This is a genomic window from Rothia sp. 11273D007AR, assembly GCF_053547255.1.
Genome location: NZ_JBPPWJ010000008.1, coordinates 18,815 through 31,106 on the forward strand (window position 1 = coordinate 18,815; position 12,292 = coordinate 31,106).

A 12,292-nucleotide genomic window follows, 5' to 3' on the forward strand; every position below is an offset into this window, starting at 1 on the left:
TATGCCCATCAATACCGACCGTATTCTGACCACTCACGTTGGTTCCCTGCCGCGCAGCCAGCGCCTGATTGAAGCAAATGCCACCCGCCGCGATGGCAGCATAGACGAGGCAGATTTCCAGCAGATTCTGACCGAGGAAACCCAGGCAGTGATTGACCGCCAGGTAGACATCGGTATCGACATTGTGAACGACGGCGAGTACGGGCATGCCATGAGTCAGGCCGTGGATTACGGCGCCTGGTGGCACTACTCCTTTGCCCGCACCGGCGGTCTAAAACTGCTGACCGAGGGCAACCCCGCTAACGAGGTACACCGTTCTGAGGCGGGCAAGCTCAAGTACACCAGCTTTGCTGACCGCCGTGACTGGACCCGTTTTCAGGACTTCTACACCGCGGAGCTCGATCTGGGCAACGACCCCGACCGCAGTTTCCCTGTTACCGTTGCCCCGTTAACCTACCAGGGGCAGGACGAGGTGGGGCGGGACGTCCGCAACCTGGCAGCTGCCACCGAGGGCAAGGGGACGCACAGTGCTTTTGTTGCTGCCCTGTCACCCGGGTCAGCTGCCCGCGTGGGTAACCTCTACTACCCCACCGATAAGGAGCACATCTACGCCTGGGCCGATGTGCTGAAGGAAGAGTACAAGGCCATCACCGATGCCGGCTTCACCCTGCAAATCGACGACCCTTCCGTGGCTGAGGGCTGGGACCAGATTAACCCCGAGCCCAGCGTCCGCGACTACCTTGATTTTATTCAGGTGGCCGTTGATGCCCTCAACTACGCGCTGGAGGATATTCCGACCGAGCAGACCCGCTTCCACCTCTGTTGGGGATCCTGGCACGGGCCTCACAGCACCGACCTGGAATTCAAGCACCTGGCCGACACCCTGCTGTCTATTGACGCAGCCGGTTACACCTTTGAGGCCGCTAACGCGCGGCACGCCCACGAGTGGAAGGTCTGGGAGAACCTGGAGCTGCCCGAGGGCAAGTACGTGATTCCTGGTGTTGTCTCGCACTCGACCAACCTGATTGAGCACCCTGAGCTGGTTGCCCAGCGCATCGAGCAGTTTGCTCAGGTGGTGGGCAAGGAGAACGTGGTGGCGTCAACCGACTGCGGTCTGGGCGGACGCCTGCACCCCGACCTTGCCTGGGCCAAGCTGGAATCGCTGACGGCAGGTGCCCGCATCGCCAGTGAGCGCCTCTTCGGCTAGGGCTAGACCCCACCCCACCATTAAAGGGGACCGCATAACTTCAAAGGGACCGCGTAGTATGCGGTCCCTTTGAAGTTATGCGGTCCTCTTGCTGCGGGGCCAGGGGAGGCGAGCGGACGCTGGTGGGGGCCGCTTCTTACAACCCGAAAGTGCGTTTCGCGCCACATTTCCATCAGGGGTGCTCTCGTTAACCAGAGTTTTTGCAGGTCAAACTCGTACCCTCCTGGAAAAAACCGGCATGTCACATTCCTGTCTAACGTGTGACACACATTTACATGTGTGTCTCTCGCAAACACCCCGTGCGAGTCCTAGACTATAGGGAAACACAATCACCGTGTGAAACTCTCACTCCATCTCGCACAATGTGCTCTTGCACCTGTTACTTAGGGGAACCAAATGGGAAAGTTTGAACGCATCTACCACGATCTGGCTCGTGACATTGATGAAGGCAAGTACGGCGTGGGCGATTTGCTGCCCAGCGAAAAGAAGCTGACCGAAAAGTACAATGTCTCCCGTGAGACCGCCCGCAAGGCTCTGGCCATTCTGACCGACCGCGGCTACATTCAGCGCATCATGGGCAAGGGCTCCCTGGTCATCGACCACAAGCGCTACTCCATTCCCGTGTCTTCACTGGTGAGCTACAAGGAGTTTGCCGAGTCAGCCAGCCGCGACACCCAGACCGAACTGGTTGAACTGGAAGACGCCCTACTGCCGCATGTACCCTTCCAGGCCCTGACGGACGGCTCCGTAGAGCAGGTGCCCGTCACCCACATCATGCGAGTTCGCCACATGGACGGCGCCCCCGCCATCATCGACCACGACTACATCATCAAGAGCGTGGTTGCCGAGATCCCCCGCGAAGTCGCTGAGGATTCCCTCTACAACTATTTTGAGGGCGAACTGGGTCTGAACATTGTGTCATCTGCCAAGCAGATCACCATCGAGCAGGCTACCCCCAACGATGCCAAGTACCTGAACCTGCACGCTGGCGAGTACGTTGCTGTGACCACCTCTATCACTGTGCTTGAGGACGGCACCGCCTTCCAGTACACCATCTCCCGCCACCGCGCTGACAAGTTCCGTTACCTGGACTTCGCGCACCGCCGCCAGGAAATTCCGGTTTCTGAATAAAGTTCCACATCGGCTGTAACAACAGCCGAAGCACCTGTTAGACAGGTAAGGTTAAGGAGCGTATCCCGCTTTGACGGGGCACGCTTCTTTTCTTTTACCCCACCTAACCTACCGGGCGCAGCCACCCCAGCACCGGCGTCCTACCCTTTGGAGCACACCATGAGCTTTCACGATAAGGTCATCTACCAGGTCTACCCCAAGTCCTTCTACGACTCGAACGGCAACGGGGTGGGCGACTTACGGGGCATTATCGAGAAGGTCCCCTACATTGCCTCCCTGGGGGTGGACATGGTCTGGTTCAACCCCTTCTTTGTCTCACCGCAGAACGATAACGGCTACGACATCGCTAACTACTACGAGGTAGACCCCGAGATGGGTACCATGGCGGACGCCGAAGAGCTGATTGCAGCCCTGGGGCGAGAAGGAATCGGGGTGATGTTCGATATGGTGCTCAACCATGTCTCAACCGAGCACGAGTGGTTCCAGCGAGCTCTGGCCGGCGAGAAGGAGTACCAGGATTTCTTCTACCTGCGCCCCCTACAGGAGGACGGCTCCCTGCCGACCAACTGGGAGTCCAAGTTCGGCGGCCCGGCCTGGTCACAGTTTGGCGACACCGACCTCTACTACATGCACCTCTACGACGTGACCCAGGCAGATCTGAACTGGCATAACCCCAGGGTGCGTGAAGAACTCTTTAAGGTCGTGAATTTCTGGAAGGACAAGGGCGTTCGCGGCTTCCGCTTTGACGTGCTCAACGTGATTGGCAAGGCTGAGGAACTGCGGGATGCCGCACCCGGCGAGAACGACAAGCTCATCTACACCGACACCGACCGTGTCCACCCCTGGGTGCAGGAACTGCACCGGGCTACCTTTGGCGACACCGAGGGCACCGTGACCGTGGGCGAGATGTCGTCCACCACCATCGACAGCAGCGTGCGCTACACCAACCCGGCCAACCAGGAGCTGGATATGGTCTTCTCCTTCCACCACCTCAAGGTGGACTATGACGGTGCCGAAAAATGGTCTGATGTGCCCTTTGATTTCATGGCTCTTAAGGGCCTGCTGACCGACTGGGCGGTAGGTATTCAGGCGGGAGGTGGCTGGCAGGCGTCCTTCTGGAATAACCACGACCAGCCCCGCGCCATCAACCGCTTTGGTGATGTGGAGCATTACCGGGCTGAGTCCGCCACCATGCTGGCTGCCGCCGTGCACCTGACCCGCGGCACCCCCTACATCTACCAGGGCGAAGAGATCGGCATGGTTGATCCGGTCTATTCGTCCATGGATGACTACGTGGACGTTGAATCCCACAACGCCTTTGCCATTCTGCAGGAGCGGGGCGTGAGCGAGGCCGAGGCCTTCCGCATTGTCACCAAGAAGTCCCGTGACAACTCCCGAACCCCCATGCAATGGGATTCTTCCGAATTCGCCGGTTTCTCGCGGGTAAAGCCCTGGCTCATGCCCACCTCGCAGGCCGACATTAACGTGGAGCGCGAAGAGGCTGAGGGCACCATTCTGCCCTTCTACCGGGAGCTGGTGCGCCTGCGACACGAGTTGCCGCTGATTGCTGAGGGTTCCTACGAGCCCTTTGCCCGCGAGCACGAGAGCGTCTACGGGTTTGTACGAGAGTACGAGGGTCAGCGCCTGCTGGTGCTCTGCAACTTCTACGGTAAGGACGCCCCCGTGCAGCTGCCTGCCGAGTTCGCGGCGGGGTCGGTGCTCCTGTGTAATTACAAGAATTCTTCTGCGCTGGACGCCGCCACTGACGCAGGCACCCTTACCCTGCGACCCTATGAGGCGGTAGCGGTACTGGCTGGCTAGCCCTTGAGCTGCTCCACGACCTCGAGCAGGGCGTGCATATCGCCACTGAGGGCAAGGTTGGGGCGGGACTCACTACTGGCAACCGCCGCGTTGTAGTAGAGCCCGTCCCCCATTAGCAAGATAGCTCGTGCCACCGCATCCGAGGGCACCTCGGCCCGAATCATCTCAAACCAGCGGCCCTGGATCCTGTCATAGACCCCGGCGACCTTCTCGGCGGCGTCCTGACGCAGACGCGACGCGGCCACAAAAACCCGGACAAACGGGGTGTCCTGGTACATGGAGGTGCGCACATAGTAGGCGCAGGCCCCGGCAGGGTCATCTGCCATGGCCTTGAAATCCCGCTCAGCAAGCGCCCAGGCCCGTTCCAACAGCCCGTCGATTAGGGCGGTCTTATCGGGGAAGTGGTAGAGCAGGCCACCCTTCGACACCCCGGCGCGGGAGGCAATAGCGTTCATGGACGCCGCCCGCTCCCCCTCTTCAATGAGCAGGGCTTCGTAGGCGTCGAGGATTTTTTCGCGAGAACTCATGTGTTCCACCCTACCGGGCTGGCACTTGAAAACAAAACCGTCCAGACGGTACAGTAATCTGTGTTGAACTAAAGCTACCGACGCAACACCCGCACCCAGCGGGCATCCAACCCCAGGTAGCCGTCCTCACGAAAGAGCAGACATGCACCCCGCAACCGGCCAGATGAGAGTCGTCACCGAACCCACCACAGCACCCTACTCCCGCCGCTGGGCGGCCCTGGCCGTCCTTATGCTGCCGGTGCTCCTGGTCTCTGTCGACAACACCGTGCTCTCCTTTGCCCTACCCGAAATCTCAGCCCAGCTCTCTCCCAGCGGCACCCAGCTGCTCTGGATCAACGACATCTACCCGCTGATTCTTTCGGGCCTGCTCATCCCCGCAGGTAGCATGGGTGACCGCTTTGGCCGCCGCACCATGCTCCTGTTAGGCGGCTTCGGCTTTACCGTCATCTCGGCAGCCGCTGCCTTCGCGCCCACCGCCGCCTGGCTCATTGCCGCCCGCGCCGGCATGGGTATCTTCGGGGCTATGCTCATGCCCGCAACACTCTCGATTATCCGCAACATGTTCTCCGATGCCACCGAACGCCGCACCGCCATCGCTATCTGGGCGTCCGGCTTTGCTGGCGGCGCAGCCCTGGGCCCCGTCGTCGGCGGCTTCCTGCTGGAGCACTTCTACTGGGGTTCGGTCTTCCTCATGGCCGTCCCCGTCCTCCTGCCCATGCTCCTGCTGGGCTTCTGGCTGATCCCCAACTCCAAGGACCCCAACCCCGGCACCATCGACTTCGTCAGCATCGCCCTGATTATGGCGACCATGACCCCCTTCGTCTACGCCATCAAGCACTTCGCGCACGACGGCTTCGACCTGCTCACCGTCGTCCTGCTGCTAATTGCCTCCGCCTGCGGTGTTGCCTTTACCCGCCGTCAGCTGGCGCGCACCAACCCCATGCTGGACGTGCGCCTCTTCACCAACAAGCAGTTCACCGGTGCGGTTCTCACCAATCTCATGGCGATCTTCTCGCTGGTCGGCTTCCTCTACTTCGTCTCCCAGCACCTGCAGCTGGTGAGCGGCCACTCCCCCTTTAGCGCGGCCCTGGTACTGCTGCCCGGCCTGGTGCTGACCGTCATTGCAGGCCTGGTCGTGGTGTACATCGTCAAGGTGGTCAAGCCCTGGATTGTGATTGCCGGCGCCCTGCTCATGAACGCAGCGGCCTTCACCCTGGTCTTCTTCACCGCCGATTCTGGCTCAGACACCGGTATTCTGGTCGCCTTTGCCCTGCTCGGTGTGGGCATTGGCTTCGCTGAGACCCTGACCAACGACATCATCCTGGCCGCTGTGCCCCCGCACAAGGCGGGTGCGGCGTCCGCTATCTCCGAGACCGCCTACGAGACCGGCTCGGTTATGGGCACGGCGATTCTGGGGTCGATCCTGAACGCGGCCTATGTTGCCCACCTGGTGGTGCCCGAGGGGGTTAGTGCAGCGGACGCGGACGCTGCCCGCGAGACCCTGGGCGGGGCTGCGGAAACCGCCGAACGCATCGGTGGGGAAACCGGCGCTGCTCTGCTGGCTTCGGCCCAGCACGCCTTCGACTCCGGCGTAGTCTACACCTCTGCCATCGGCGTGGTGCTCATGCTGATTTGCGCCGTGATGGTGGTGCGCACCCTGCGCGGAGTGAAGATGTAGGGACGCACCGCCCCACCAGGGTAGGTACCATCTAAATCAGAAAAACCCACCAACTAGGTGGGTTTTTCTGATTTAAATGGTCTTTTCCGGGGAGTAGGCCAGCAGACCGCTAAAGCCATTCTTTCTTCTTAAAGACCACCCACAGCCCAAAGGACACCACAACCATCAGCAGCAGGGACGCCGGGTAGCCGAAGGTCCAGTGAAGTTCGGGCATCACGTCAAAGTTCATGCCGTAAATCGAGCCAATGACGGTGGGGGCCACCAGGATCGCAGCCCAGGCCGAGATTCTCTTCATGTCGTCATTCTGCCGCTCAGCCACGATAGTTGAGTTCACCGCCAGGGCATTCTCGAGAGAGGAACGCAGGTCGTCTACCCGGTCAACCACATGAATCACGTGGTCTTTCACGTCACGGAAGTGGCGGAGCAACTCAAGCTGGTGCTCATCGCCGGTCTCAGCCTGAATACGAATACGCCCCATGAGCAGGTCCAGCATCTGCCCCACCGGTTTGACCGCCCGTTTGAAGTCGCTGACCTCGTTCAGCAGGCTGTAGATGCGCTGCGATATCTCTCTGGCTTCGGAGTTATCGGAGAAGAGGGCGTCCTCGATTTCGTCACCGTCGTTTTCTAGCCCCTCAATGACGGGGAAGTAGCCGTCCACGAGCATATCGAGCACCCGGTGCAGGAAGGCCAGTGGGTAGGCCTGCATGGTGGGGCTCTCCAGTGCGCCCGAGAAGACCGCGTCCATGGTGCGCTGGGTGGTGTCGACAGAGCGCAGGGCATCTTTGACAAGCCAAATCACGAAGTTCTCGCCCACGAACATGTGGGTTTCACCGAAACGGATCTCTTCGGTGTCATCGAGGTAGATCGCCGGGCGGAGCACCAGGTAGTAGGTGCTGCCGTAGCGATCGAGCTTGGAGCGCTGATGGCCCTGCTCGGAGTCTTCAACGGCGAGGGGGTGCAGGTCGAAGAGGCCGGTGAGGGTGGTGAGGTCGTCGCGGGAGGGGTCAACCAGGCCGATATAAGCGCAATCGGTGCCGGGAGTGAAGGCCCGGGCAAGGTCGGCGAGGGAGTCGTAGCCGGTGACGGCCCCGGTGGTGTGGTTGAGTGTGTTGAGTAAGGGCATGGTGTCTATCGTAGTCCTTCTACAAAAAGACCATTTAAATCAGAAAAACCCACCTAGTTGGTGGGTTTTTCTGATTTAGATGGTACCTACCCGGTGCAGGGGAAGGGGCGCGGACGTCCGCCCTACTTCTCGTCCTCAATCAGGTCGCGCACCACGATGGTCTGCTCGCGGCCGGGGCCAACGCCGATGGCCGAGATACGGCAGCCGGAGATTTCTTCCAGCTTCTCCAAGTACTTGCGGGCGTTCTCGGGCAGTTCATCGAGGGTCTTGGCCTCGGTGATGTCTTCGGTCCAGCCGTCGAAGTACTCGTAGATGGGCTTGGCGTGGTGGAAGTCTGACTGGGTCATGGGCATCTCGTCGTGACGCACGCCGTCCACGTCGTAGGCAACGCAGACGGGAATCTTCTCTAGCCCGGTGAGCACGTCCAGCTTGGTGATGAAGAGGTCGGTGAAGCCGTTGATGCGCACAGCCTGGCGGGCCAGAACCGCGTCGTACCAGCCGCAGCGGCGGGGGCGGCCGGTGTTCACGCCGAACTCGCCACCGGTGGTACGCAGGAATTCGCCCATGTCATCGAAGAGTTCGGTGGGGAAGGGGCCAGCGCCCACGCGGGTGGTGTAGGCCTTCTGAATACCGATGACGCGGGAAATGCGGGTGGGGCCGACGCCGGATCCAACGGAGGCGCCACCTGCGGTGGGGTTAGAGGAGGTGACGAAGGGGTAGGTGCCGTGGTCTACGTCGAGGAAGGTAGCCTGGCCACCTTCCATGAGCAGGGTCTTGCCCTCGTCCAGGGCCTTGTTGAGCAGCTGGGTTGATTCAACGATCATGGGTGCCAGGCGGTCGGCGAAGCTCATGAAGTAATCAACGATTTCTTCAACCTCGACGTGGCGGCGGTTGTAGACCTTGACCAGCAGTTCGTTCTTCTGACGCAGGGCGCCTTCAACCTTCTGGCGCAGGATGGACTCGTCGAGGATGTCCTGCACACGAATGCCCAGGCGTCCTACCTTGTCCATGTAGGTGGGGCCGATACCGCGGCCGGTGGTGCCGATGGCACGCTTGCCCAAGAAGCGTTCGGTGACCTTGTCCATGGTCTGGTGGTAAGGCGCTACCAGGTGGGCATTCGCTGAAATTTTGAGCTTGGAGGTGTCAGCCCCACGGGCTTCAAGACCGTCGATTTCTTCAAAGAGAGCTTCGGGGTTGACGACGACACCGTTACCAATGACGGGTACAGCGTTTTCTGAGAGGATGCCGGCGGGAAGGAGCTTGAGCTCGAACTTCTGGCCGTTGACGACGACGGTGTGGCCTGCGTTGTTACCGCCGTTGGGCTTGACGACGTAGTCGACGCGGCCGCCGAGCAGGTCGGTTGCTTTGCCCTTACCTTCGTCGCCCCACTGGGCGCCTACAATCACAATTGCTGGCATAAGTCTTACTCCTGAATAGGGTGGTCACCTGCCGGGTTTCACGGCGGTGGGGTGGGGCTGCGCGGCCTGTGCAGACGGCGCGGACGCAGGGCACACCATTCTTAAGGATAGCAAGGGTGGTTTGTGTTTGGGCAGGTGTTCCAGGTTTTGCGCTACTAGCGGTAGAAGGTGGGCGGACGCCGGGCGGTACTTTAGAAGATGTGCAGGTGTGCTGGAAGGACTTAGGTAGAGGGCACCAATGAAGCACTAAGAAATAATATGACTTGTAGTCAGAGCTTACTCAGAATGTCTTTAAACTGGTAGGTATGAGCGAAAACCCATACACACCTAACACTCCGTCTTCTCAACCTGGTCAGCCCGAAGCGCCAGCATCGTCTGCCGGTGCTTATGCCGCACCGGGCCAGTACCCCTACCAGGACCCCTACGCCGCGCAACAGCAACCTAACGGCAAAAAGCCTAAGAATGTGGTTGGTCTGGTGGCTCTGGGCCTGGGCGTTCTCGGCTTTATTTTGGCTTGCATTCCCGCCGTTGCCGTCCTTGGCTGGCTCTTGCTGTTTGCAGCTTTTGTGACCGGCATTGTTGGCCTTTTCCAGAAGAACAAGGAAAAGGTCACCTCGATTATCGCCATTGCACTCTCGGTGATCGGGTCAGTGATTTCAGGTATCGTCCTGTTTTTCTTTGCGCTCAATACCATCGCCAACGATTCTGAGCTCCAGCAGAGCCTACAAGAGCTTGAGTCAGCGGTAGCTAGCCCGACGGCAACTGCTCCCATAAGGTCTACAGCCCCTGCTAGCCCTGCAGCCCCAACCACAACTACCCCGGCGACAACTGCCCCTGCGACAACTGCCCCTGCTGCTTCGAGCGCGCCGTCTACCGAAGCATCCCAGCAGACTAATTCTGCTAGTAGTGATGTCCCACGCGATTACAGCAATGCCCTTTCAACCGCAAACCGCTACCTCAGCATCATGGATTTCTCGTACGCAGGTCTCTACGAGCAACTCACCAGTGAATACGGTGAAAAGTTCTCACCTGAGGCGGCCCAGTATGCAATGGATAATCTCAACGCTGACTGGAATGCTGAAGCCTTGGGAAGCGCACAGAACTACATCGATATCATGCCTTTCTCATACGCGGGTCTCTATGACCAGTTAACTAGTGAATACGGCGAACAGTTCACACCTGAGCAGGCTCAATATGCGGTAGATAATGTCAAGGCAGATTGGAATGCTGAGGCTCTGGAGTCAGCCCGTAATTACCTAGATACTATGGATATGAGCACAGACCGTCTCTACGATCAACTCATTAGCGAATACGGTGAAAAATTCACCCCCGAACAGGCCCAGTACGCCATCGATAATCTCTAAAACTAGAAAATATCAAAGCCCGCTCTGCCCCTTTCTCTGAAATGGGGTCAGTGCGGGCTTTTGTGTGTGTAGAAGTTCTTGGCGGGCCGTATTATGGAGCTATGAGTTCTACCCCTCACGTTCTTTTTATCTGCCAGTCCAATAAGGGCAAGTCTCAGATGGCTGAGGCCCTGATGAACCTCCATGCGCAAGGACGCGTGCGGGCGACGTCCGCAGGCACCAAGGCTGCGGTGGGCAGCGCGGTTAACGCTGAATCTGCCGCTTCGCTCGCTGAAATCGGTGCGGATATGAGCAAGGGCGTACCCAAGTTCGCGAGCGCCGATGACCTGGCAGCGGCTGACCGCATTGTGATTCTGGGTGGGGCGGCCCAGCTTGAAACTACGGATGAGGCGGTTCTGGCTAAGACCGAACGCTGGAACACCGTTGAGCCCTCCCACGATGGAATTGAAGGAGCTGAGCGCATGAACCTGATTCGGGACGATATCGACGCCCGCGTCCGCGCCCTGTTGACTGAGCTTACCGCCTAGTCCGGTATAAAAGGCCGCCCTTTTCTCCTGCCTCCGAGAAATCTCACCGGAGGTAGGAGAAAAGGGCGGCCTATCTTATTGGGGTTGGTTTAGAAGGGGGCGATTTTCTCCGGGGCCGGGAAAATCTCGTCAAGCAGGGCAAGCTCGTCCGCGTCAAACCGGCGGACAATAGCTGCCGCGTTGGCGCGTACCTGCTCAGGGCGCGTCGCCCCGGCAATCACTGAAGCAACCGGTGCCTGCTGGGCCAGCCAGGAGAAGGCAACCTGCACCTCGGTTAGGCCGCGCTCGGCGGCGAAGGCTGAGAAGGCTTCAAGCTGGTCCCAGTTGGCACCCTCAAGGAGCTCGGGCTTGATGCGGGTCAGGCGGCCGTCGGACGGGGCTGTCTTGCGGCTGTACTTGCCCGTCAGTAGGCCGTTGGCTAGGGGGAAGTAGGGCAGGACGCCCAGGCCGAAAGCCCGCGCGGCCGGCAGAACCTCAAGCTCAGCGCGGCGGTCGAGCAGGTTGTAGTTGTTCTCTGCCGCAATGTAGCGGTGGCCTAGGGCCCGGCCTAGGTGCTCGGCGTGGGCGATTTGCCAGCCGGCGTGGTTGGAGTGGCCGATGTACCGCACCTTGCCCTGGTCGATGAGGGTGCCCAGGGCGGAGAGGGTTTCTTCCATGGGGGTGGCGGGGTCGGGGGTGTGGTGGAAGTAGAGGTCGATGTAGTCGGTGCCCAGGCGGCTCAGTGACGCTTCGACTGCCCGCATGATGTAGCGGCGGGAGCCTCGCACCCCGTGGTCGGTGCCGTTGGCCCCGCCCATGTCCATGCCGAACTTGGAGACAATCACAATCTCATCGCGGTCTATGCCTGTCTCGCGCAGGGCTTGCCCGAACATGGTTTCAGAGACGCCCGGTTCAGACCCGTAGATATCGGCGACATCGAAGAGGGTGATACCGGCGTCAACGGCAGCGGTGAGGACGGCGTTGGTTCCGGCCTGGCTTTCGGTTGCGGTTTTGGCCCGGCCTAGGTTGTTGCACCCCAGGCCGACGGTGGATACGGTCAGGCCGCTCTGACCTAGTTGGCGGTATTCAATGCTCATATCCCCTACCCTACGCCCACCGGCCTCCTGGTGCCAGGGGCCGGGGCGGGGGCGTCCTTTCCCTTCCCTTAAGGTGGTGCCCGGGCCGCAAACGTCCCGGGCACCACCCCTCACACACAAAGGGACAAGATACCTTGAAAGGAATTCAGATGGTTTTAGTTCAGCTGGGTGTCACGTCCATCTGAGAAGGTTCCGGCAAAATTCAGGCCGGTGGTGCGCTGGATCCAGGCGGAGGACTGGTTCAGCAGGGCGTATTGGGATCCGGCGTTGATGTTGGCTCCGGGGTCGTTGGTGTCGCCCTTGGAGCAGACGCCGACGACCCGGCCACCGACGATGAGGGGCCCGCCGGAGTCGCCATGGTTGGCGGCGCCTGTGACACCGTTGACCTGGGCGGCGGGGGGGCCGCGTCCTTTCAGAAAG

11 protein-coding genes are annotated in these 12,292 nt (G+C 60.2%); 6 read left to right on the top strand and 5 right to left on the bottom strand.

From position 1 onward, the window contains the following. Position 1 precedes the first annotated feature (1 nt). The 3 genes from ACED88_RS05735 to ACED88_RS05745 all read left to right on the top strand — a co-directional run bounded on the left by ACED88_RS05735 (position 2) and on the right by ACED88_RS05745 (position 4,159). Positions 2–1,207: a cobalamin-independent methionine synthase II family protein gene (locus ACED88_RS05735; RefSeq protein ID WP_449107633.1), complete on the top strand. Its 1,206-nt coding sequence runs from the start codon at positions 2–4 to the stop codon at positions 1,205–1,207. A 396-nt stretch (positions 1,208–1,603) separates the two neighbouring features. Further along, positions 1,604–2,338, top strand: a complete 735-nt coding sequence (gene treR / locus ACED88_RS05740) for a trehalose operon repressor (RefSeq protein ID WP_237199233.1) — start codon at positions 1,604–1,606, stop codon at positions 2,336–2,338. A gap of 159 nt (positions 2,339–2,497) precedes the next feature. Then, positions 2,498–4,159: an alpha,alpha-phosphotrehalase gene (locus tag ACED88_RS05745; RefSeq protein WP_449107634.1), complete on the top strand. Its 1,662-nt coding sequence runs from the start codon at positions 2,498–2,500 to the stop codon at positions 4,157–4,159. Here ACED88_RS05745 and ACED88_RS05750 read toward each other — a convergent pair. Then, positions 4,156–4,686, bottom strand: a complete 531-nt coding sequence (locus ACED88_RS05750; RefSeq protein WP_449107635.1) for a TetR/AcrR family transcriptional regulator — start codon at positions 4,684–4,686, stop codon at positions 4,156–4,158. The genes ACED88_RS05745 and ACED88_RS05750 overlap by 4 nt on opposite strands. 142 nt (positions 4,687–4,828) lie before the next feature. Between ACED88_RS05750 and ACED88_RS05755 the strand changes: the two genes are divergently transcribed. After that, entirely contained in the window at positions 4,829–6,364 is a 1,536-nt protein-coding gene (locus ACED88_RS05755) for an MFS transporter (RefSeq protein ID WP_449107636.1), read from the top strand. A gap of 109 nt (positions 6,365–6,473) precedes the next feature. Here the strand turns inward: ACED88_RS05755 and ACED88_RS05760 are convergent, their stop codons facing one another. Both ACED88_RS05760 and ACED88_RS05765 read right to left on the bottom strand, forming a co-directional pair. Next, complete coding sequence (locus ACED88_RS05760; protein WP_237242659.1) at positions 6,474–7,487, bottom strand: magnesium and cobalt transport protein CorA; 1,014 nt, start codon at positions 7,485–7,487, stop codon at positions 6,474–6,476. 122 nt (positions 7,488–7,609) lie between these two features. After that, the gene (locus ACED88_RS05765) at positions 7,610–8,905 is read right to left on the bottom strand and encodes an adenylosuccinate synthase (protein ID WP_449107637.1); all 1,296 of its coding nucleotides are present in this window, start codon (positions 8,903–8,905) and stop codon (positions 7,610–7,612) included. Positions 8,906–9,210: 305 nt separating this feature from the next. On the opposite strand from ACED88_RS05765, the gene ACED88_RS05770 reads away from it, so the two are divergent. Continuing rightward, positions 9,211–10,269 carry an Ltp family lipoprotein gene (locus tag ACED88_RS05770; protein ID WP_449107638.1) on the top strand — a complete coding sequence of 353 codons (1,059 nt, stop codon included), beginning with the start codon at positions 9,211–9,213 and terminating at the stop codon, positions 10,267–10,269. A 101-nt stretch (positions 10,270–10,370) separates the two neighbouring features. Further along, positions 10,371–10,796 (top strand): arsenate-mycothiol transferase ArsC, encoded by a 426-nt coding sequence (locus ACED88_RS05775; RefSeq protein ID WP_449107639.1) that lies wholly within the window; start codon positions 10,371–10,373, stop codon positions 10,794–10,796. Between the two features lie 89 nt (positions 10,797–10,885). On the opposite strand, the gene ACED88_RS05780 is transcribed toward ACED88_RS05775, so the two are convergent. Together ACED88_RS05780 and ACED88_RS05785 are read right to left on the bottom strand one after the other, a co-directional pair. After that, entirely contained in the window at positions 10,886–11,872 is a 987-nt protein-coding gene (locus ACED88_RS05780) for an aldo/keto reductase (protein ID WP_449107640.1), read from the bottom strand. A gap of 155 nt (positions 11,873–12,027) precedes the next feature. Beyond that, entirely contained in the window at positions 12,028–12,288 is a 261-nt protein-coding gene (locus ACED88_RS05785) for a trypsin-like serine protease (protein ID WP_449107714.1), read from the bottom strand. Positions 12,289–12,292: the final 4 nt, after the last annotated feature.